Origin of the sequence: Zestomonas insulae (assembly GCF_016901015.1) — a bacterium.
GTDB classification, from domain to species: Bacteria; Pseudomonadota; Gammaproteobacteria; order Pseudomonadales; family Pseudomonadaceae; genus Aquipseudomonas; species Aquipseudomonas insulae.
This window is the reverse complement of record NZ_JAFEUP010000005.1, coordinates 309,046-330,431: the sequence shown is the minus strand read 5'-3', so window position 1 is coordinate 330,431 and position 21,386 is coordinate 309,046. Positions and strand designations below refer to the sequence as shown.

Below are 21,386 nucleotides of genomic sequence, written 5' to 3'. Positions count from 1 at the left end.
GCGTTTCAGCCGTTTTTCTGGCTAGGGTTCTGCAGCCGGAATTTTTCTTTGCGTTCGATCTGCACGACCTGGCCGTTGTGCACGGTGATTTCCACCGAGCCGAATCGCAGGCCCTGCAACGCGCTTTGGATCTCGCGCAGGATGCCGGCTTCGTCCTGGCCTTCAATGCTGCGAAGGGATGCGCTCATCAATCTGCTCCTTGAGAGAAGCGCCCGGGTTTCAGTGGGCGTGGAGCGGATGTTAGGGATCTCTAGTTATTCTTAAAAATACTATTTAAGAATTTTGTTATAACCGAATTGTCAATCATCCCTCAGACGATTCGCCGCCCTATATGCGCCTTCACTCCGGCACCGAATAACGAAATAAGTGAATAAGTAAATAATTTCTTATTCCTTAACACATATAAGAACGCCGCCTAGACTGCGCTCAATCGAGACCTTCAGGAGGCCGCCATGTCGAGCCAAGCAATTCGTTATCTGATCCTGCCGGGCTGGCAGGGCTCGCCGGACGCGCATTGGCAAAGTCACTGGCAGCGCAGCCTGCCGAACACCGCGCGGGTCGAGCAGCGCGACTGGCAGAACCCGCAGCGCGCCGACTGGGTCGCCGCGCTGGAGCGCGAGATCGCCGCCGACAGCCGCCCGGTCATCCTGATCGCCCACAGCCTTGGCTGCGTCACCGTCGCGCACTGGGCCGCGCAGGCGCCGCTGGCGCTGCTGCGCCGGGTGCGCGGCGCGCTGCTGGTGGCGCCGGCCGACGTCGAGCGGCCCGGCTGCCCGGCCGAGCTGCGCAACTTCGCGCCGATTCCGCGCGAGCTGCTGCCGTTTCCCAGCCAGTTGGTCGGCTCGGACAACGACCCGGCCGCCAGCGTGCCGCGCGTGCTCGAACTGAGCCACGACTGGGGCAGCGAACTGGCGGTGCTCGGCGGCGCCGGGCACATCAATGTGAAGTCCGGTCACCAGCGCTGGGAGCAGGGGTTCGCCTACCTGTATCGCCTGCAGGGCCTGATCGAGCAGCAGGCGCGCCAGCGCGCCTGAGCGCGCACCGCCACCGCCAGTCGCGCGCTGCGGCGGCTGTCACCTTTCATTGCGCCTGAGTCGGGCCCCATGACTCGGGCGGGAGTCGTTTATGAGTCGCCAACCACCCATCGATCAGCCGCTGCTGACCCTGCCGGAAGCCGACAAGAGTCCGCTGAGCATCCGCGCCAAGGCCCTGGTGTTCATCGACCCGCGCTCGCAGCAGTTGCGCGCCGAGCTGCACGAGCTGGCGCCGAGCGGCCTGCCGGTACTGATCCGTGGCGAGAGCGGCACCGGCAAGGAACTGCTGGCGCGGCACATCCACCGCGAGAGCGAGCGGCCCGGGCTGTTCGTCGCGGTCAACTGCGGCAGCCTCAGCCCCAGTCGCGGCGAGGCCGAGCTGTTCGGCTACACCGCCGGCAGTCAGGTCGGCGCGGCCAGCAGTCGTGCCGGCTGGTTCGGCTCGGCGAACGGCGGCACGCTGTACCTCGACGAGATCGGCGACCTGCCGCTGGGCCTGCAAAGCAAGCTGCTCGCCGCCCTGGAAACCCGCGAGGTGACCCGGGTCGGCGCCGGCCAGGCACTGCCGGTCGACGTGCGCCTGGTGGCGGCGACCAGCATCGACCTGGCCCAGGCGGTGGCCGCCGGCAAGTTCCACGAGCGGCTGTTCCACTACCTCGACGAAGGGCGGCTGGTGCTGCCGCCGCTGCGCGAACGGATCGGCGACATCCTGCCGCTCGCCGAATACTTCCTCGGCATCCACGCCCAGCGCCTCAGTCTGGGCTTGCCGCTGCTCAGCGCCAGCGCCCAGCAGGTGCTCGAGGCGCACAGCTGGCCGGGCAACACCCGCGAGCTGGAGAGCGTCATCCACTTCGCCCTGCTGGTCAGCCGCGGCGCGGAGATTCTCCCGGAGCACCTCAACCTGCCGAGCTTCGATCTGGTCCAGCTCAGCGCCCAGCTGCGCGTGCTGGCCGCCGATCCGGCGCAACGCGCGGCGCTGCGCCAGTTGCTCGGCGAGCTGCTGTAGCGTCGCCATCGCCGCGCGTGTGCGCAGTGGTGTCGCTGGGCTGGAGTGCGCCCTGGACTCCCGCCTGCGCGGGAGTGACGGGATACGCTGAGGGCGTTGCCTCCGTTCCGTCGTCCTCGCGCAGGCGGGGACCCAGAGGTTGCCGCCCTCACTGCAGGCCGAGGCGCTCCTTGCTGGCACGCAGGCGCGGCAGCGGCAGGGCAACCAGCAGGGTCAGCGCCAGCGCGCCGACGCCGAGTAGCGGCAGGTTGCTCAGCCCGTACTGGGCACTCAGCCACAGCCCGCCGAGCCAGGCGCCACTGGCGTTGCCGAGGTTGAACGCGGCGTGGCTCAAGGTCGCCGCCAGGCTCGCCGACTCGCCGGCCTGCTCGACCAGCAGCATCTGCAGCGGCGAGGAGATGGCGAAGCTGGCCATCCCCCACAGCAGCAACAGCACGAGCGGCAGCAGCGGCTGTTGCAGCCAGGCGAACAGACCGAGCAGCGCCAGGCCGCTGACCGCCAGGGCGATCGGCACCGCATGGCGCAGGCCGCGGTCGGCCAGACGCCCGCCGAGCAGATTGCCGAGGGTCAGGCCGATGCCGAACAGCAGCAGCGCGCCGTTGTTCTGCTCGGCCGAATAACCGCCCACCTCGCGAAGCAGCGGGCTGATGTAGGTGAACACGCTGAACAGCGCCACCGAGGACAGGCAGCAGACCAGCAGCGGATGCAGCACCGGCCAGCGCAGCACGCCACCCCAGGCGCTGTGCGCGGCGTTGCGCGCCGGCGCCTGGCCGTGCGGCAGCCACAGCGCCATGGCCAGCACCGCCAGCGCGCCGAGCGCGGCGACCACGAAGAAGGTCATGCGCCAGCTGGTGGCCTGGCCGAGCCAGGCGCCGAGCGGCACGCCGAGCACGTTGGCGATGGTCAGGCCGCTGAGCACCAGCGCCATCGCCGAGGCGCGCCGATGCACTGGAGCCAGCTCGGCGGCCAGCAGGGTGGCGCAGCCGAAGAAGCCGGCATGGCTGATCGCGGTGAGCATGCGTGCGGCGAGCAGCCAGTGGTAATCCGGGGCCAGCGCGCAGCCGAGATTGCCCAGCGCATAGGCGCCCATCAGCCACAGCAACGCGCGCTTGCGCGCCAGGCGGCCGAGCAGCGGGCCGAGCAGCGGCGCGCCGATCACCACGCCCATCGCGTAGGCGCTGACCAGCAGGCCGGCGTCGGCCAGGCTGACGCGCAGGTCGGCGGCGACCTCGGGCAGCAGGCCCATGATGATGAATTCGCTGCTGCCGACCACGAAGCCACCGAGGGCCAGGGCGAGCAGGGGCAGGGAGAGGAGCGTGGCGGGGTTCATGCGCGGACTTCCAGCGGGGGCGACAAAAAGCGGGCGCGCATTCTGCGCCAATCCGCCGGGAAAAGCCCCGCCGGATGCAGGTACGGACGTGCCTGGCGCGGGGCTTGGGCGAGCGGTTGGGCGCGCCTAGGCCAGGCGTGCGCGCAGGAACAGGTTGACCCCCAGCGGCTCGCGCTCGATGCGCACGCCCGCCTCGGGCAGCCCGGCCTGCGCGGCCAGCGCCTGCAGCTGCGCGTCAGTGCGGTGATGCAGCACCCAGTCGCCGAACTCCATGTAGGCGCGCGACGGATTGGCCTCGGAGAAATTGCCGACCACCAGCTCGCCGCCCGGCTGCAGCAGCTTGGCCAGCGCCTTGAGGAGGAACACGAACTCGCGGTCGTTGAGGTAATCGAACAGCCCGGCCGACCACACCAGGTCATAGCGTTGCGTGGTGCTGAAGGTGAAGGCGTTGGCCTGGTGGAACAGCACCGCGGCGCCATTCAGCAGCTGCTGGGCGTAGGCGATCGCTTGCCCGTCGAGGTCGACGCATTCGAAGCGCAGCGGGGTGTCGGGGTGCTCCTGCAGGTACTCGTGGATGTCCCGGCACGGGCCGCTGCCGACGTTGAGCACCGTGCGCGGCTGGCCGTCCGCGGCGAGCGCGGTCATTACCTGCTTGAAGTAGTCCTTGCGGTTGCGCACCGCCTGGGTGGCAGGGTGCCAATGGGTGAACAGGTCCCAGTTCTGCAGCTCGGGCAGCGGCGACAGCCAGCGGCTGTAGAGCCGCTCCATGATCTCGAAATCGCCGGAATAGCCATGCGGTTTGAGCGCCGCGAAACCCTGCACGGTGTTCAGCGAGAACGCCGCGCCGAACATCGGCCACAGCTCCTGCACCGAGCGCCCGGACAGCGGCTCGGCGGCGAGCTGGGCGGTGACGCGCTGGAACCAGCCGTCCAGCTCGAGGTATTGCTCGGGCGCCGGGCCACCGGCGCCGACCAGCTGCTGGATGTAGTCCTGGAAATCCTTCATGTGCGCTCCTTGCCGCGGGCGGCTGGATGGTCGCGGATGGCCAGGCGTTGGCGGCGGCCCGGCGTGGCGCCGTGCTGCTCAGTGCGGCGGCGCGGCGCGCGGCTCACCCGGCTGCTCGCCGAGCTGGTCACCGAGGAATTTGCGCAGGAACTGCCGCGTGCGCTCTTCCCGCGGCGCACGGAACAGCTCGCGCGCCGGACCCTGTTCGACGATCACCCCGCCGTCGATGAAGATCGCCCGGCTGGCCACGTCGCGGGCGAAGCTCATCTCGTGGGTGACGATGACCATGGTGCGCTGCTCCTCGGCGAGGCCGCGGATGGTGGCGAGCACCTCGCCGACCAGCTCGGGGTCAAGCGCCGAGGTCGGTTCGTCGAAAAGGATCACGTCGGGCTGCATGGCCAGCGCGCGGGCGATCGCCACGCGTTGCTGCTGGCCGCCGGAGAGGCGCTTGGGATAGGCGTCCTCCTTGCCGGCCAGGCCGACCTTGGCGAGCAGCGCGCGGCCGCGGGCGATGGCCGCGGCGCGCGGCTCCTTCTTGACCACCAGCGGGCCTTCGATGACGTTCTCCAGCGCGGTGCGGTGCGGGAACAGGTTGAAGTTCTGGAACACGAAGCCGACGTGCTGGCGCAGCTGGCGGATCAGGCCCTGCTGCGGCTTGAGCGGCTGGTCGGCGTCGATGGTCACGCTGCCGACCTGGATGCGCCCGCCGCTCGGTACTTCGAGCAGGTTCAGGCAGCGCAGCAAGGTGGTCTTGCCCGAGCCGCTGGGGCCGATGATCGCCACCACCTCGCCGGGGGCGACGTCGAGGTCGATGCCCTTGAGCACCGGCTGGCCGTGGAACTGCTTGCTGAGGTTGCGCACGGCGATCATGGCGCGTCCTGCTCGTGACGGTTGACCCGCGCCTCCAGGCGGCCCTGGAAGTGCGCCAGGACGCTGGCCAGCACCCAGTAGATCAGCGCGGCGGCGAGGTACATGGTGAAGATCTCGAAGGTCCGCGCAGTGATCAGCTGCGCCTGGCGGAACAGCTCGGGGACCTGGATGGTGGCGGCCAGCGCGGTGTCCTTGACCAGCGAGATGAAGCTGTTGCCAAGCGGCGGCAGGGCGGTGCGCGCGGCCTGCGGCAGCACCGCGCGGCGCAGCGTCTGCACGCGGGTCATGCCGATGCTGGCGGCGGCCTCCCACTGGCCGCGGTCGATCGAGGCGATCGCCGCACGGAGGATTTCGCAGGTGTAGGCGGCCATGTTCAGCGAGAAGCCGATCAGCGCCGCCGGCAGCGGTTCGAGCTGGATGCCCAGCTGCGGCAGGCCGTAATAGATCATGAACAGCTGCACCAGCAGCGGCGTGCCGCGGAAGAACGACACGTAGACCTTGGCCAGCCAGCGCAGCGGCGCGATGCCGTAGAGGTGCAGCAGCGCCAGACTGAAGCCGAGCAGCAGGCCGAAGAACATCCCGCCGAGGCTGAGCACCACCGTCCACAGCGTGCCCTTGAGCAGGAACGGCAGTGAGTCCAGCGCCAGTTGCAGGCTGGCTTCGATCATTGCGTGACGTCAGCCTTGAACCATTTCTCAGACAGCGCCTTGAGCGTGCCGTCGGCACGCAGCTTGCCGATCGCCTGGTCGATCGCCGCGAGCAGCGCCGGGTTGCCCTTGCGCAGCGCCACGCCGGCTTCCTGGCGGGAGAACGCCTGGCCGGCCAGGGCCAGCTGGTCGCCGGTCTTGCTGACCATCTCGAAGGCCGCCAGGCGGTCGACCAGGATCGCGTCGATGCGCCCGACGCGCAGGTCCTGGAACTTGGTCGGGTCGTCGTCGTAGGTCTTGATCACCGCGTCCGGCACGTTGTCCTTCAGCCACTGCTCGTAGTTGGTGCCGAGGCCGACGCCAACCTTCTTGCCGGCCAGGCTCTGCGCATTGGTGATGCTCGCCGCGGTGTCCTTGCGGGTCAGCGCCTGGATGCCGGAGACGGTGTAGGGCGTGGAGAAGTCGTACTTCTTCCGGCGCTCCTCGGAGATGGTCACCTGGTTGATCACCACGTCGAGGCGCTTGGATTCCAGCGCGGCGAGGATGCCGTCCCACTTGGTCGGCTGGAACTCGGCCTTGACCCCCAGCTCCTTGGCCAGGGCGTTGGCGAAGTCGACTTCGAAGCCGCTCAGCTGGCCGTTGGCATCCTGGTAGTTGAACGGAGGGTAGGTGCCCTCCAGACCGACCTTGATGCTGCCGTTGGCCTTGATCTCGTCGAGCAGGTCGGCGGCCGAGGCGCTGCCGAGGCTGCCCAGGCCGAGCAGCAGGGCGACGCTGCCGAGCAGCAGGTGACGACGCAGAAACGAATGGATCATGGGAAGTCCCCCAAGCGCGATGGTGTCTATGCAGGGTAGTCAAGCCGCGGCGACTGTGAGGCGCGGGCGCTGCGGCGCTCAGCCGAACGCCGCGCGGTAGGCGAACAGCGCCGGCGCGCCGCCGGTGTGCAGGAACAGCACTGGGCCGTCGGCGAAGGCCTGGCGCTGCACGCCGTCGAGCAGTCCGGCGAACGCCTTGCCGGTGTACACCGGGTCGAGCAGCACGCCTTCCTGGCCGGCCAGCAGGCGGATCGCCGCCAGCGTCGCGGCGTTCGGCTCGCCGTAGCGCGGCGCGAAGTACTGGTCCCACAGCTCGATGCGCAGGCCGCTCGGCACCGCGACGCCGAGCAGTTCGGCGGTGCGCTGCAGCAGGCCCTCGACCTTCGGTCGCTGGGTCGCTTCGGGGCGCGACACGGTGACGCCGATCACCCGCGTGCCGGGCAGCGCATATTCCAGCGCGAGGGCCAGGCCGGCGTGGGTGCCGGCGCTGCCGGAGGCCAGCAGCACCGCGGCGAACTGCTGACCGCTGCGCTGCATCTGCTCGGCCAGTTCCAGCCCGGCGCGCACGTAGCCGAGCGCGCCGAGCGGGCTGGAGCCGCCGATCGGTACCACGTAGGGATGCTTGCCGGCCGCCTGCAGACGCGCGGCACAACTGGCCAGCAGCGCGTCGGCGTCGTCGAGGTCGGCCACCGCTTCCACCGTGGCGCCGAACAACTCGAGGAGCAGGCGATTGCCGTTGGCCAGGTAGTCGCTGTCGCGGGCGGCGATCGGGTTCTCCAGCAGCGCGTGGCAGCCGAGGCCCAGGCGCGCGGCCACCGCGGCGGTCTGGCGCACGTGGTTGGACTGGATCGCGCCGGCGGTGAGCAGCACATCGGCGCCGGCGCGCAGGGCGTCGGCGGCGAGGAACTCCAGCTTGCGCGCCTTGTTGCCACCGAGCGCCAGGGTGGTGGTGTCGTCGCGCTTGATCCACAGCGCGCGGCCAAGCTGCTGCGACAGGCGCGGCAGTGGCTCCAGCGGGGTGGGCGTGGGGATCAGCTCGAGACGCGGGAAACGGGCGAGGGCGGTACTGAGCATGGCGGGAGGTTCCGGAGCGAGTGACCTAGTCACTCTAGTCCGCCGTGTCGCCTCGGGGTGCCCGGCCGCGCGCGGCCGGGCGTTTGCCACTGGGCGTCAGGCCACCTCCGCGGTCAGGGTGGTCACCCGGGTGCGCAGGCGTCGCGCCAGCGGGCTGCTCGGCCGCAACTGCAGGCGCTCGGCGCACAGCGCGCGGGCCAGGGCCAACTGGCCGCCGCGCAGGGCGGCCTCGATCAGTGTCAGGTCGAGCAGGTCGCGTTGCGCGTGGCTGCCGCCGAAGCGCTGGGCGATCGGCCGCACCGCGCGCAGCAGGCGCACGCATTCGGCGTAGCGGCGGGCGACGAAGGCCTGGATGGCCAGCGCCACCGGCTGACCGACCTCGGCGGTGAAGCGCACGTTGTCGCCGTCGCCCTGGCGCGCGCGTTGCTGCGCGGCGAGCAGGCGCTGGGCGGCGTCGACATGGCCGGCGCTGGCGAAGGCCATCATCGCGTGGACGTCGTTGAACGCGTAGTGACCGGCCTCGGCGAGCGGCTCCCAGCGCGCGGCGAGGACTTCCCAGCGGTTGCCGACGTCGACCTCCTGCAACTGCAAGCGCCAGAGCAGCGCCGAGGCGTCGATCAGGTCGAGGGCCAGCGCCGACTGGTCGCCGGCAATCGGCCCGTCATACAACTCGAGCACCTGTTCGTATTCGCCGAGTTCCAGGTGGTAGAGCGCCAGGTGCCACCAGTTGTGGATCTGGAAGAAGCTGTCGGCGGTCCAGGCCGTGCAGTTGGCGCGCATCCAGGCGATGCCTTCGCGTTGCCGGCTCTGCATTTCCAGCACGTGCGCCACCGCGTGCTGCGCCCAGGCGTCGTGCGGTTCGAGCACTACCGCCTGGCGCCCGGCGGCTTCGGCGCGGGCGTAGTCGCCGTTCTCCTCGAGGCCGAAGGCGTACATGCCGAGCAGCGCGTGGTAGCCCGGCCGGCCGATCCGCCAGGCCTGCAGGGCGCGGGCGATGCGGTCGCGGAGCATGCGCGCGTGGCCGCAGAAGAAGTCGATCTGATGGCCGGCCTGCAGGGCCAGGGTGTCATGCGGGTGGTCGATGGCGACGTCTTCGAGCAGGTGCCCGGCGCGGTGCCAGTGGCCGTCGAGCAGCGCGCCGATGGCCGCGACGTGGCCGCGTTCGCGCTCGGTGCCGGCCAGCGCGGCGGCGCGCGCATAGCTGGCGCGTGCCGCGGGCAAGGCGGCCGATTCGGTGCCGAGCAGGTGCAGGTAGGCGCGCAGCACGTGGGCCATGGCGAAGCCAGGGCTGTCGGCGAGGGCGGCGTCGGTTTCGGCGAGGGGATCGCCACGGTAGCAGCGGAACAGGGACAAGGCAGTTTCGAAGTGGGACAGGCTGCGGGAACTGGCGCCAGACACGGCCAGACCCTGCAGATCGCGGACAGTCATTTTGTTTTCTCCCGTTGAGCAAGGCAGCCAGCGCAGGGCGTCGGGTTACGCCGCCCACCATGCCAGCCGGTGCTAAGGTAGGCCCGATGCGACCTAGGACCTTTGTCTGAACCGCCGCTAATCTTGATACAGCCGCCGCCACCGCTCGAAGGCAGGCCCATGGACGCACTTTCCGACGTGCTCGCCGCCGCCCGGCTCTCCGCCGTTGCCTTCCTGCATGCCGAGTTCACCGCGCCCTGGTGCATCATCGCCCAGGTCGGCGAGGCCGATTGCCGGCCGCTCGGCGCGGTGCCGCCGCACATCATTGCCTATCACTACGTGGTCGACGGCAGCTTGCGCCTGGAGTTGCCCGGCGCGCCGGTGCTGCAGCTGCACGCCGGCGACATCGTCATGCTGCCGCGCAACGACCCGCACGTGCTGGCCAGCGCCGCGCACCTGCGCCCGCAGCTGGTCGACAACCTGATCCAGCCGCTCGGCAGCTCCGGTCTGGCGGAGCTGTGCTACGGCGGTGGCGGCGCGGCGACCCACCTGATCTGCGGTTTTCTCGGCTGCGAGCTGCCGCGCAGCCCGCTGCTGGAGACGCTGCCGGCGGTGCTGCACCTGCCGCTTTACGAGGACGTCGCCGGGGTCTGGGTCAGCCAGTCGTTCCACCTCGCCGCCGAAGAGTTCGCCGCCAACCGCCTGGGCTCGACCACAGTCCTGAACAAGCTCGCCGAGCTGCTGTTCGTCGAGGCGGTGCGCCGCTACCTGAGCGAGCTGCCGGCCGGCCAGACCGGCTGGCTGGCCGGCCTGCGCGACCCCTTCGTCGGCCGCGCGCTGGCGCTGTTGCACCATCACCTGGCGCTGCCCTGGACCACCGAGGGACTGGCCCGCGAGGTCGGCCTGTCACGCTCGGCGTTCGCCGAACGCTTCACCCGCCTGGTCGGCCAGCCGCCGATGCACTACCTGGCGCACTGGCGCCTGCAGAGCGCCGCGCTGCGCCTGCGCGACGGCGGCCAGCTGCTGGCGCAGATCGCCTTCGATGTCGGTTACGAGTCGGAAGCTGCGTTCAACCGCGCCTTCAAGCGCGAGTTCGGCCTGCCACCGGCGACCTGGCGGCGCCAGCAGGCGCCGCACTGAGCCTCAGACCTTGCGCCACACGCTGGCCAGCCAGGGCTGCTGGGCGCGTGGCAGACCGGCAGGGCGGTAGTAGTGCTCAAGCTCGGCGAAGCCGGCGGCATGCAAGTAATCGCGCCAGCTGTCGAGGTCGTGGAAGGCGCCGTAGCGGCCGTGGCGCCAGCCTTCCTGATTGTCGCCGCGCGGATTGGAGCAGAACAGCACGCCGCCCGGAGCGAGGCTGGCGTGCAGTTCGCCGAGCACGCGCGGCAGTTCGCTGCGTGGCACATGGAACAGTGAGGCGTTGGCGAAGATGCCGTCGAAGCGTTCGGCGGGCAGGTCGAGCTGCAGGAAATCCTGCTGCCAGACTTCGCAGCCGGCGTCGCTGCGCGCCATCTCGACGAAGCGCGCACAGCCGTCGAGGCCGACCGGCTGGTGGCCGAGTTCGCTGAAGGTGCGCAGGTCACGCCCCGGACCGCAGCCGAAGTCGAGGATGCGAAACGGCCGCGCGGCGTGCACATGGCGCAGCAGCGCGGAGATGTTCTGCTGCACGTCGTGGTCGCGGGTGCCGTCGCGGAAGCTCTCCGCGCTCTGCTAATAGTCGGCGAGGGTCTGTGTGCTGATCCAGGCGAGGTCGTCGGAGTTGCTCATGGGCGGTGTCCAGGGGGCGTGATCGCGTGCCCCCACTCTACGCGCTGGCCAGCACCCGCCGATAGAACAAGGCGCAGACCAGCAGGAACAGCGCCAGGCCGAGCCATTGCGCGGTGCCGGCGAAGTCCGCGCCGACCAGCGCGAGCGGCGCGTCCTGGCCGCTGGCACCGATCAGCGCGGCGAGCAGGATGCCCATCAGGCTCTCGCCGACGATCAGCCCGGAAGCCAGCAGCACGCCGCGCCGGCGTGCCGGCTCGGGATCGCCGCCGCGGCGCGCCAGGGCGTTGTCCTGCAGCCAGGCGAGCAGCGCGCCGACCACCAGGGTCATGCCGATGGTCGGCGGCAGGTAGATGCCCAGGCCGACCGCCAGCACCGGCAGGCTGGCCTTGCCGGTGCGCCGCAGCATGACGTCGACGACGATCAGCGCGATGCCCAGGGCGATGCCGATGAGGATCATGTTCCAGTTCAGCGCGTCGTGGAAAATCCCGCTGGCGATCGCCGTCATCAGCGTCGCCTGCGGCGCGGCCAGCGCCAGCTGCGGGTCCATGCCGGGGCGCGGCAGGGCGCCGGTGAAACCGTAAGCGCCGTACAGCAGATCGAGCACCGCCGGGATCACCAGCGCGCCGACCAGGCAGCCGACGATCAGCGCGACCTGCTGGCGCCACGGCGTGGCGCCGACCAGGTAGCCGGTCTTGAGGTCCTGCAGGTTGTCGTTGGAAATCGCCGCGATGGCGATGATCACCGCGGTGGTGAACAGCGCCAGGGCGATCGCCAGCTTGCCGTGTTCCTGGGCCAGCAGCGGCGGTTCGAGCTGGCCGACGCCTAGGATCAGCAGCGAGACGAGGATCACCGCGATGATGCCGATGCCGGAGATCGGGCTGCTCGAGGAGCCGACCAGGCCGGCCATGTAGCCGCACGCCGCGGCGATCAGGAAGCCGAAGAAGAAGGCGAACACCACGCACACCAGCACCAGCGCCCAGAACGCCAGGCGACTGAGGTCGGGCGCGGCCTGGTCGAGGAAGTAGCTGAACACGCCGAACAGGGCGAGCAGCAGCACCCCGGCGATGGCCAGGATGGCCTTGCCCGGCAGGTCGCGCTCGGTGCGCAGGTTGCTGTGCTCGCTGGTGCCGCGCACCGCGCGCAGCGACGCGCTGACCCCGGCGACCATCGACTGGAACAGGGTGGCCAGGGTCCACAGCGCGGCGATGCCGATGGTGCCGGCGCCGAGAAAGCGCACCTGCGAACTCCACAGCTGGTTACCCAGCTCGGCGAGGCTCTGCCCGGCGGCCGGCACCGCGTTGACGGTGAGCAGCGGCACCGCCACGCCCCAGGCGATGACCACGCCGACGATGATCGCCAGACCGGCAGTGATGCCCATCAGGTAGCCGGCGCCGACCAGCGCCAGGGAGAAGCCGGTGGCCACGCGAAACGCCGCCTGGCCGGCACTGAACCACAGGCTGATGCCTTCGCCGAGCAGCTTGAAGCCGCTGCTGCACAGGCTGAACAGCGCCGCCACCAAGCTGCCGGCGAGGATGTCCTGCAGGCCGGATTGCTGGCTGGCGCTGGCGTCGTCGGTGTCATCGGCGCTGGCGCTGCCGATGCGCAGGATCTCCGCTGCGGCCACGCCCTCCGGGTAGGGCAACTGGCTCTGCACCACCATCACCCGGCGCAGCGGGATGGTGTAGAGCACGCCGAGGATGCCGCCGATCGCGCAGATCGCCGCGGTCTGGCCGAACGGGAAGCCGGCCCAGTAACCGATCATCAGCAGCCCGGGGATGATGAAGATGATCGACGACAGGGTGCCGGCCGCCGAGGCCTGGGTCTGCACCATGTTGTTCTCGAGGATGTTGCTGCCGGCGAAGTAGCGCAGCACCGCCATGGAGATCACCGCCGCGGGGATCGACGAGGCGAATGTGAGGCCGACCTTGAGGCCGAGGTAGACGTTGGAGGCGGTGAACACCACGGTGATCAACGCGCCGAGGATCAGCCCGCGCAGGGTCAGTTCGGCCAGGTTCGCGGTGTCGGGGACGCGTTGCAGCATGCAGGGCTCTCGGCGAGGAATTGGGAGGCGGCAGTCCTAGCGTAGGCCAGTGCTGGCGAAGGCACCTGTCTGGCGCGGCGTTCTGACCGAGTCGTGCGGATTGGGCGGGAAAAGTTGTGCGGCTCTTGTTATGCGTTTCAGGAATTAAAATCTAACTAACAATTCTTTTTTGATTTATTAACTTTTCATTACTGTGCAGCTCATTGGCCGTGAGCAACGGCCGCCGGGGGTACGCGAAGGCCAGGAAACGGACTTCGGCATTGTGACCATGGCGTTACGCTGTATAGAATTGTATATAGCGAAGTCTCCCCCTACGCCTGACCAATAAAGCCAACAAGACCTTTTAGGAGCAAAGCATGAACAAGTCCCCCCTGGTGCTGGCCGTGGCCCTCGCCGCACTCGGCCAGCAGGCGGTCGCCGGTGGCTTCATCGAGGACAGCAAATCGACGCTGACCCTGCGCAATTACTATTACAACCTGAACAGCAAGAACACCGCGAACAACGACAGCGAAGCCAGCGAATGGGGTCAGGGCTTCCTGTTCAACTACGCCTCCGGTTTCACCGAAGGTACGGTCGGCGCGGGGGTCGACGTAGTGGGCCTGCTCGGCGTCAAGCTCGACGGCGGCGGTGATGGCGATGCGAATGTGGGTGATCGGCGCAAGCCGGGCCAATTGTTCCCGCTGGACAGCGATGGCAAGGCGGTGGACGACTACAGCAAGGCCGGCGTGACCGCCAAACTGCGCCTGTCGAAGACCGAAGCACGCCTCGGTACCCTGCAGCCGAAGCTGCCGGTGGTGACCTTCAACGACGGTCGACTGCTGCCGCAGCTGTTCGAGGGCGGGCAGATCACCTCGACTGAAATCGATAACCTGACCCTGATTGGCGGCCAGTTGGAGCACACCAAGACCCGTAGCTCCACCGACGATATCGGCCTGCGCATCGCCGGTGCGAATCGTCCGACGGGGAGTCCTGCGACTGCCGCGATTGCCGACTCCAACAAGTTCTACTACGCCGGCGGCGACTACAAGCTGACCAAGGACCTCACTGCACAGTACTACTACGGCAACCTGGAAGACTTCTACAAACAGCACTTCGTCGGCCTGCTGCACAACTGGGCGATCGGTCCGGGCGTGCTGAAGAGCGACCTGCGTTACTTCGACAGCAACTCCGACGGCAAGAACAGCAGCGTCGCCGGCCGTGCCGAAGGCTATCGCAGCAGCGGCTTCTACGGTGTGACCGGTGCGGGCGCGCCGATCACCACGGGTGAGGTCGACAACCAGGCCTGGAGTGCGTTCTTCACCTACACCCTTGGCTCGCATGCACTGAGCGCCGGCTACCAGGCCCTCAGCGGCGACAGCGCCTTCCCGTTCCTCAACCAGGGTGATGGCTCCACCGCCTACCTGATCACCGACCGCCAGATCGGCAAGTTCCAGAACGCCGGCGAGCGCACCTGGTTGACCGAGTACAGCTACGACTTCGCCAAGGTCGGTGCGCCAGGCCTGAAGGCGATCATCACCTACCTGTCGGGCGACAACATCGACTCGGCGACCGGCGACAAGCAGGAATGGGAACGCGATTTCCGCCTCGACTACACCCTGCAGGACGGTCCGCTGAAGGGCCTCGGTTTCTCCTGGCGCAACGCTACCCAGCGCGGCAACTTCGTCGCCGACTCCGACGAGAACCGGGTGATCCTCAGCTACACCCTGACCCTGCTGTAAGCCAGACGGGCTGCGCCTGGCGCGGCCCACAGAGTTCCTCGAGTGGTGTTCCGCCGGGCCTTGCGCCCGGCTTTTTTATGTCCTCAGGCGGGCTGCCCTCTCGCGCGCCTCGCCGGCGATCAGCCGGTACAGCCAGGCTCTCAGTACCGCGCCGGATTCACCGATGCAGGCAATTGGCCGCTACAATGCGCCACCCCTATGCCGCCCGACGCGCGAGCGCTTTCGACAGGCAGGGGCAGCCACCGAACCGAAGTCTTTCAAGGACGAAATCATGAAACCACTGCACTGCCTCTGCGCAGCGCTGGTCAGCCTGCTGCTGACCGGCTGCGTGTCCTTCACTCCGGCCGGGCCGCTTGGCGATCCGGCGCACAAGGCCGCTTCTCCGCTTCAGCATGCGGCGATGATCGAGGCGGTGCAGGTGACCGACAGCAGCCTCAACGACAGCCGTCGCCAGGAGCTTGGCAAGCAGCTCAGCGCCCAGCTGAATCGCTACGTCGAGCGTGGCGAGTATTTCCAGCAGGTGATCAGCTTCCCCGCCAAGGTGGGCGAGCAGGACGTGGTGCTCAAGTTCAATTTCTCCTCGCTGAAGGGCAAGCGCACGCCGCATCCCGGTTACTTCCCCGGCGCCCTGCTGACCCTGACCATGTGGATCTGGGTCAACGGGCCGATCTACGTCGACAAGTACGACCTGGTCGGCGAGCTGACCATCGAGGACACCCACGGCAAGCAGCTGGTCAGCACCCGCAAGGAGCAGAAGCTCAATCAGAACACCGGCCTGTGGGACGACGACTACTTCAACCTGTCGCTCGGCGCCGTGCAGCTGCGCCAGCTGGTCGACCAACTGCTGGAAGACGGCACCCAGCAACTCGCTCAACAAGAAGGCCGCGTATGAACAAGCTGTTCATTGGCCTGCTGGCCGCCGCCCTGCTCAACCTCACGGGCTGCATTTCCTATTCGCAGCATCAACTCGCCGAGGTGCAGCAGTGGCCGCCGGGCGAGCCGCCGGCGCAGAAGCGCAGCGCCTACCTCAAGGTCGAGAGCCAGTACCTGCTCAACGGCAATCCGCAGGCCGGTGGCTTCAACTCCAGCAACCTGGAGAAGTTGCTGATGAGCAACTACCAGAGCAGCGAGCGTTTCGCGCGGGTCACCACCGCCCAGGAGACCTCCGACCTGTATGTCGACGTGACCGTGCGCAATCACGAGCGAGGCAGCATGCCGCTGGCCTTCATCAGCGGTTTCACGCTGATGGTGATTCCGGCTACCGCGGATAACGAGCTGACCATGGAGACGGTGTTCCGCGATGGTAGCGGTAAGGAACTGGGGCGCATCGAGAAGAAGGAAACCATCACCACCTGGATGCAGCTGGTGCTGATCTTCGCGCTGCCGTTCAACCAGTCGCCGGATGGTGTCCTCAACCAGCTGACGCAAAGCACGCTGGAAGAGGCGGCGCGCCGTCAGCTGATCTGAGCCGTCGCTCAGCCACAAAAAAGCCGGGCATAGTGCCCGGCTTTTTGGTTGTTGCGGTTGAGATTACTGGCCGCTGTACACCTGGTCGAACACGCCGCCGTCGTTGAAGTGGGTCTTCTGGATCTGCGGCCATTCGCCGAAGGTCTTCACCACCGGCAGGAACTCGACTTTCGGGAAGCGATCGGCGAACTCGGCGAGGATCTTCGGGTTGCGCGGGCGCAGGTAGTTGTCGGCGGCGATGCGCTGGCCTTCCTCGGACCACAGGTACTTCAAGTAGGCCTCGGCCTGCTTGCGGGTGCCCTTCTTGTCGACCACTTTGTCGACCACCGCCACCGGCGGCTCGGCTTCGGCGGAGACGCTCGGGTAGACCACTTCGAAACCGCCGCGACCGAATTCGCGGGCGATCATCTCGGCTTCGTTCTCGAAGGTCACCAGCACGTCGCCGATCTGGTTCTGGATGAAGGTGGTGGTCGCCGCGCGGCCGCCGGTATCCAGCACCGGTGCCTGCTTGAACAGCTTGCCGACGAACTCCTTGGCCTTGTTCTCGTCACCGCCGTTCTTCAGCACATAGCCCCAGGCGGACAGGTAGGTGTAGCGGCCGTTACCGGAGGTCTTCGGGTTGGGCACCACCACCTCGACGCCGTCCTTGAGCAGGTCCGGCCAGTCCTTGAGGTTCTTCGGGTTGCCCTTGCGCACGATGAACACGGTGGCCGAGGTGAACGGCGCGCTGTTGCCCGGCAGGCGAGTGGCCCAGTTCTGCGGTACCAGGCCGCCGTGGTCGGCGAGGGCGTTGATGTCGGTGGCCATGTTCATGGTGATCACGTCGGCGGGCAGGCCGTCGATCACCGCGCGCGCCTGCTTGCTCGAGCCGCCGTGGGACATCTGGATGGTCAGCGCGTCGCCACCTTCGGCTTGCCAGTGCTTCTGGAAGGCTGCGTTGTACTCCTTGTAGAAGTCGCGCATCACGTCGTAGGAGACGTTGAGCAGGGTCGCCGCCTGGGCGCCCGAGGCCAGCGCCAGGCCGGCGGCGAGCAGGGAAGAGGTGAGCAGTCGCTTCATAGCAATGTCCTTGTCCTTAGGTGTGAGCGAAACGGGAGGACTATAGAGGCTGTTTTTTATTCTGATAAAGAATATTTGATTAGCTTCTTATAGCTGGATGGCGATGAATTCTAGCGGTCGAGGGAAGAGACTTATATTCTTTTATGATCTAGATAAATTGTTATTTATTCTTTTTAATTCGCCTCGAGCCTGAGCATAGTGAGCGCCACAGAACACGTGCCCAGGAGCTGCACCATGACCCTCAGACTCGGCGATATCGCCCCCGACTTCGAACAGGACTCCAGCGAAGGTCGCATCCGCTTCCACGATTGGCTGGGCAACAGCTGGGGCGTGCTGTTCTCGCACCCGGCCGACTTCACCCCGGTGTGCACCACCGAGCTGGGCTTCACCGCCAAGCTCAAGGACCAGTTCGCCGAGCGCGGTGTGAAGGTCCTGGCGCTGTCGGTCGACCCGGTCGACTCGCACCTGAAGTGGATAGACGACATCAACGAAACGCAGAACACCCGCGTCAACTTCCCGATCATTGCCGACGCCGACCGCAAGGTCTCCGGCCTCTACGACCTGATTCACCCGAACGCCAACGACACCCTCACCGTGCGTTCGCTGTTCATCATCGATCCGAACAAGAAGGTGCGCCTGATCATCACCTACCCGGCCAGCACCGGGCGCAACTTCAACGAGATCCTGCGCGTCATCGATTCGCTGCAGCTGACCGAGCACCACAAGGTCGCCACCCCGGCCAACTGGCAGGACGGCGACGAGGTGGTGATTGTCCCCTCGCTGCAGGACCCGGAAGAAATCCAGCGGCGCTTCCCGCAGGGCTATCGCGCGGTGAAACCTTACCTGCGCCTGACCGCGCAACCGAACCGCTGAGGGCTGGTGATGCTGGTGGTTTTGCTCGGCGGCAGTCCGGCCGTGCGCTCGCGCTCGAACCTGTTGCTGGACCGTTCGCGGCGCTGGCTGGAACGCAGTGGCATCGAGGTGGTGGAGTACCGGATCACCGACTTCGCCGCCGATGACCTGCTGTTCGCCCGCTTCGACAGTCCGCGCATCCGCGACCTGCTCACCCAGGTCGCGCGCGCCGACGGTCTGCTGGTCGCCACGCCGGTGTACAAGGCGTCGTTTTCCGGGGCGCTGAAGACCCTGCTCGATGTGCTGCCGGAGCGCGCCCTCGAGCACAAGGTGGTGTTGCCGCTGGCCACCGGTGGCAGCCCGGCGCACCTGCTGGCGGTCGACTACGCGCTGAAGCCGGTGCTCGGCGCGCTGAAGGCCCAGGAAGTGCTGCACGGCGTGTTCGCCGACGACAGCCAGATCGCCTACGGCGAAGCCGGTGCGCCGGCGCAGTTCTCTGCCGGATTGAGCGAACGGCTGGAGGATGCCCTGGCGCAGTTCCACGGCGCGTTGCTGCGTCGTCCGCAGTTACTCGACAAGAACCTGCTGGCCACCGCCCGCTGGAGTGTTTGAACGAGTTATGTAGGAGCGAATTCATTCGCGATTGAGGTGGCTCGGAGTGGCCGGGATTCGCGAATGAATTCGCTCCTACAAAAAACGGTGCACGCCGGGTAGCCGGCGGCACCATGCAAGCACCATCAGCCTTACTCACCCGCCAACGGGCAAGCAGGCGAACCAAACCAACGTACTCAGAGAAGGAGAGCGCCATGCGCACCATCACTCTGCGTCGGAGCCTGGTCGCCCTGTTTGCCGCGGCCATCACCTTCGGCGCCATCACCCAAGCGCAAGCTGCTTCTCAGGACAAGAGCATCCTGCGTATCGGCTATCAGAAATACGGCACCCTGGTGCTGCTCAAGGCCAAGGGTTCGCTGGAGAAGCGCCTGGCCGAGCAGGGCGTCGAGGTGAAATGGACCGAGTTCCCCGGCGGCCCGCAGCTGCTCGAAGGCCTCAACGTCGGCTCGATCGACTTCGGCGTGACCGGCGAAACCCCGCCGGTGTTCGCCCAGGCTGCCGGTGCCGACCTGCTTTACGTGGCCTACGAGCCGCCCGCGCCGACCAGCGAAGCGATCCTGGTGGCCAAGGACTCGCCGCTGAAATCGGTGGCCGAGCTGAAGGGCAAGAAGGTCGCCCTGAACAAGGGCTCCAACGTCCATTACCTGCTGGTCCGCGCCCTCGAAGAGGCCGGCCTGAAGTACAGCGACATCCAACCGGTGTACCTGCCGCCGGCCGATGCGCGCGCCGCCTTCGAGCGCGGCAGCGTCGACGCCTGGGTGATCTGGGACCCCTTCCAGGCCGCCGCCGAACTGCAGCTGCAGGCGCGCACCCTGCGCAACGGCGAGAAGCTGGTCGACAACCACCAGTTCTACCTGGCGACCCGCCCCTATGCGCAAAAGAACCCGCAGGTGATCGCCACCCTGATCGAAGAAGTTCGCGCCGTCGGTGAGGACTCCAAGGCCGATCCGGACAAGGTCACCGAACAGGTCGCGCCGCTGCTCGGCCTGCCCAAGGACATCACCGCCATCGCGGTGAAACGCCAGGGCTACGGCGCGCAGTTCCTCACCCCGCAAGTGGTCGCCGCGCAGCAGAAGATCGCCGACACCTTCACCGCGCTGAAGCTAATTCCCAAGAAGCTCAGCATCGCCGATGTGGTGTGGCAGCCGGGTGCCGCCAAGGTGGCCAAGGCGCAGTAACCGCTCGAGCGCCAGCGTCATGAGTGGCGCAGGAGCAGGCAGATGAACTACTGGGTCCCCGCCTGCGCGGGGACGACGGAGTCATGGGCAACAGTGTCGCCGAGCCCGCCCCCGTCATTCCCGCGGATGCGGGAATCCACAGGGACCAACCGGCCGCGCAAGAGCAAGTACCGTAGCCCGGAGGCAATCCGGGAAAACCTGGTCCCGGAGTGCATCCGGGCTATGCAAGACCAAGGAGACCACTCCAATGAGCCTCAACCTGTTCTGGTTCCTGCCGACCCACGGCGACGGCCACTACCTGGGCACCGCCGAAGGCGCACGTGCCGTCGATCACGGCTACCTGCAGCAGATCGCCCAGGCGGCCGACCGTCTCGGTTTCGGCGGCGTACTGATTCCCACCGGGCGCTCCTGCGAGGATTCCTGGCTGGTCGCGGCCTCGCTGATCCCGGTCACCCAGCGCCTGAAATTCCTCGTCGCGCTGCGCCCGGGGATCATCTCGCCGACCGTCGCGGCACGTCAGGCGGCGACCCTCGATCGCCTGTCGAACGGCCGCGCGCTGTTCAACCTGGTGACCGGCGGCGACCCGGACGAACTGGCCGGCGACGGTCTGCACCTGAGCCACGAGGAGCGTTACGAGGCCTCGGTCGAATTCACCCGCATCTGGCGCCGCGTGCTGGAAGGCGAAACCGTCGACTACGACGGCAAGCACCTGCAAGTGAAGGGCGCCAAGCTGCTCTACCCGCCGATCCAGCAACCGCGCCCGCCGCTGTACTTCGGCGGCTCCTCGGAGGCCGCGCAGGACCTCGCCGCCGAGCAGGTCGAGCTGTACCTGACGTGGGGCGAGCCGCCGGCCGCGGTCGCCGAGAAGATTGCCCAGGTGCGCGCCAAGGCTGCCGCGCAGGGGCGCGAAGTGCGCTTCGGCATCCGCCTGCACGTCATCGTCCGCGAGACCAACGCCGAAGCCTGGGCCGCCGCCGACCGGCTGATCAGCCACCTCGACGACGACACCATCGCCCGCGCCCAGGCGTCGCTGGCGCGCTTCGATTCGGTCGGCCAGCAACGCATGGCCGCCCTGCACGGTGGCAGCAAGGACCACCTGGAAGTCTCGCCGAACCTCTGGGCCGGCGTCGGCCTGGTGCGTGGCGGCGCCGGTACCGCGCTGGTCGGCGACGGCCCGACCGTGGCCGCGCGGGTCAAGGAATACGCCGACCTCGGCATCGACACCTTCATCTTCTCCGGCTACCCGCACCTCGAAGAGTCCTACCGGGTCGCCGAGCTGCTGTTCCCGCACCTCGACGTGGCGCGCCCGGCGCAGCCCGAAGGGCGCGGCTACATCAGCCCGTTCGGCGAGATGGTCGCCAACGACGTGCTGCCCAAGGCGGCGTCGGCGAGTTGAGGGGCGCCCCTCACCCCTACGCGGGCCGCCCTACCCCCTCTCCCGGAGGGCGAGGGGAATTGGCCGAGCTTCGGCTTGGCGCCGAACTGGCCGGCTACACCGCCAGGC

20 protein-coding genes and 1 pseudogene are annotated in these 21,386 nt (G+C 67.8%); 10 read left to right on the top strand and 11 right to left on the bottom strand.

Annotation, left to right across the window (positions count from 1 at the left end):
- Positions 1-5 precede the first annotated feature (5 nt).
- The gene (gene oscA, locus JQX08_RS17410; protein ID WP_205349678.1) at positions 6-188 is read right to left on the bottom strand and encodes a sulfur starvation response protein OscA; all 183 of its coding nucleotides are present in this window, start codon (positions 186-188) and stop codon (positions 6-8) included.
- 264 nt (positions 189-452) lie between these two features.
- Between oscA and JQX08_RS17405 the strand changes: the two genes are divergently transcribed.
- Together JQX08_RS17405 and JQX08_RS17400 are read left to right on the top strand one after the other, a co-directional pair.
- On the top strand, positions 453-1,034 hold the full coding sequence (locus tag JQX08_RS17405) for an RBBP9/YdeN family alpha/beta hydrolase (RefSeq protein ID WP_205349677.1): 582 nt from the start codon (positions 453-455) through the stop codon (positions 1,032-1,034).
- Between the two features lie 91 nt (positions 1,035-1,125).
- Entirely contained in the window at positions 1,126-2,040 is a 915-nt protein-coding gene (locus JQX08_RS17400; RefSeq protein ID WP_205349676.1) for a sigma 54-interacting transcriptional regulator, read from the top strand.
- Positions 2,041-2,188: 148 nt separating this feature from the next.
- Here JQX08_RS17400 and JQX08_RS17395 read toward each other — a convergent pair whose 3' ends face one another.
- From JQX08_RS17395 to JQX08_RS17365, 7 genes are all read right to left on the bottom strand, one after another.
- The gene (locus JQX08_RS17395; protein WP_205349675.1) at positions 2,189-3,370 is read right to left on the bottom strand and encodes an MFS transporter; all 1,182 of its coding nucleotides are present in this window, start codon (positions 3,368-3,370) and stop codon (positions 2,189-2,191) included.
- A 126-nt stretch (positions 3,371-3,496) separates the two neighbouring features.
- Positions 3,497-4,375, bottom strand: coding sequence for a class I SAM-dependent methyltransferase (locus tag JQX08_RS17390; RefSeq protein WP_205349674.1), 879 nt, complete (start codon positions 4,373-4,375; stop codon positions 3,497-3,499).
- Positions 4,376-4,453: 78 nt separating this feature from the next.
- Complete coding sequence (tcyN, locus tag JQX08_RS17385) at positions 4,454-5,245, bottom strand: L-cystine ABC transporter ATP-binding protein TcyN (protein ID WP_205349673.1); 792 nt, start codon at positions 5,243-5,245, stop codon at positions 4,454-4,456.
- Positions 5,242-5,913, bottom strand: coding sequence for a cystine ABC transporter permease (tcyL, locus tag JQX08_RS17380; RefSeq protein ID WP_205349672.1), 672 nt, complete (start codon positions 5,911-5,913; stop codon positions 5,242-5,244). Before tcyL ends, tcyN begins: the two co-directional genes overlap by 4 nt.
- Positions 5,910-6,707 carry a cystine ABC transporter substrate-binding protein gene (gene tcyJ / locus JQX08_RS17375; RefSeq protein WP_205349671.1) on the bottom strand — a complete coding sequence of 266 codons (798 nt, stop codon included), beginning with the start codon at positions 6,705-6,707 and terminating at the stop codon, positions 5,910-5,912. Before tcyJ ends, tcyL begins: the two co-directional genes overlap by 4 nt.
- 78 nt (positions 6,708-6,785) lie before the next feature.
- Positions 6,786-7,781 (bottom strand): D-cysteine desulfhydrase, encoded by a 996-nt coding sequence (locus JQX08_RS17370; RefSeq protein WP_205349670.1) that lies wholly within the window; start codon positions 7,779-7,781, stop codon positions 6,786-6,788.
- 96 nt (positions 7,782-7,877) lie between these two features.
- Positions 7,878-9,209 (bottom strand): tetratricopeptide repeat protein, encoded by a 1,332-nt coding sequence (locus JQX08_RS17365; protein ID WP_239482219.1) that lies wholly within the window; start codon positions 9,207-9,209, stop codon positions 7,878-7,880.
- A 159-nt stretch (positions 9,210-9,368) separates the two neighbouring features.
- On the opposite strand from JQX08_RS17365, the gene JQX08_RS17360 reads away from it, so the two are divergent.
- The gene (locus tag JQX08_RS17360; RefSeq protein ID WP_205349669.1) at positions 9,369-10,328 is read left to right on the top strand and encodes an AraC family transcriptional regulator; all 960 of its coding nucleotides are present in this window, start codon (positions 9,369-9,371) and stop codon (positions 10,326-10,328) included.
- Positions 10,329-10,331: 3 nt separating this feature from the next.
- Here the strand turns inward: JQX08_RS17360 and JQX08_RS17355 are convergent.
- Both JQX08_RS17355 and JQX08_RS17350 read right to left on the bottom strand, forming a co-directional pair.
- Positions 10,332-10,955, bottom strand: a pseudogene (locus tag JQX08_RS17355) (class I SAM-dependent methyltransferase).
- A gap of 37 nt (positions 10,956-10,992) precedes the next feature.
- Entirely contained in the window at positions 10,993-12,996 is a 2,004-nt protein-coding gene (locus JQX08_RS17350) for an OPT family oligopeptide transporter (RefSeq protein WP_205349667.1), read from the bottom strand.
- A gap of 356 nt (positions 12,997-13,352) precedes the next feature.
- On the opposite strand from JQX08_RS17350, the gene JQX08_RS17345 reads away from it, so the two are divergent.
- The 3 genes from JQX08_RS17345 to JQX08_RS17335 all read left to right on the top strand — a co-directional run bounded on the left by JQX08_RS17345 (position 13,353) and on the right by JQX08_RS17335 (position 16,181).
- Positions 13,353-14,714, top strand: coding sequence for an OprD family porin (locus tag JQX08_RS17345; RefSeq protein ID WP_205349666.1), 1,362 nt, complete (start codon positions 13,353-13,355; stop codon positions 14,712-14,714).
- A gap of 271 nt (positions 14,715-14,985) precedes the next feature.
- Positions 14,986-15,606: a hypothetical protein gene (locus JQX08_RS17340; protein WP_205349665.1), complete on the top strand. Its 621-nt coding sequence runs from the start codon at positions 14,986-14,988 to the stop codon at positions 15,604-15,606.
- Positions 15,603-16,181, top strand: coding sequence for a hypothetical protein (locus JQX08_RS17335; RefSeq protein WP_205349664.1), 579 nt, complete (start codon positions 15,603-15,605; stop codon positions 16,179-16,181). The genes JQX08_RS17340 and JQX08_RS17335 overlap by 4 nt, the downstream gene beginning before the upstream one ends.
- Before the next feature lie 63 nt (positions 16,182-16,244).
- On the opposite strand, the gene JQX08_RS17330 is transcribed toward JQX08_RS17335, so the two are convergent.
- Positions 16,245-17,240, bottom strand: coding sequence for a sulfate ABC transporter substrate-binding protein (locus tag JQX08_RS17330; protein WP_205349663.1), 996 nt, complete (start codon positions 17,238-17,240; stop codon positions 16,245-16,247).
- Positions 17,241-17,474: 234 nt separating this feature from the next.
- Here JQX08_RS17330 and JQX08_RS17325 point away from each other — a divergent pair, with 234 nt between their 5' ends.
- From JQX08_RS17325 to ssuD, 4 genes are all read left to right on the top strand, one after another.
- Positions 17,475-18,113, top strand: coding sequence for a peroxiredoxin (locus JQX08_RS17325; protein ID WP_205349662.1), 639 nt, complete (start codon positions 17,475-17,477; stop codon positions 18,111-18,113).
- Between the two features lie 9 nt (positions 18,114-18,122).
- Positions 18,123-18,704, top strand: a complete 582-nt coding sequence (gene ssuE / locus JQX08_RS17320; protein ID WP_205349661.1) for an NADPH-dependent FMN reductase — start codon at positions 18,123-18,125, stop codon at positions 18,702-18,704.
- 194 nt (positions 18,705-18,898) lie between these two features.
- Positions 18,899-19,882 carry a sulfonate ABC transporter substrate-binding protein gene (locus JQX08_RS17315; RefSeq protein WP_205349660.1) on the top strand — a complete coding sequence of 328 codons (984 nt, stop codon included), beginning with the start codon at positions 18,899-18,901 and terminating at the stop codon, positions 19,880-19,882.
- Between the two features lie 247 nt (positions 19,883-20,129).
- A complete protein-coding gene (gene ssuD / locus JQX08_RS17310) occupies positions 20,130-21,278 on the top strand; it encodes an FMNH2-dependent alkanesulfonate monooxygenase (protein WP_205349659.1) in 1,149 nt (382 codons plus the stop codon).
- Positions 21,279-21,386 lie beyond the last annotated feature (108 nt).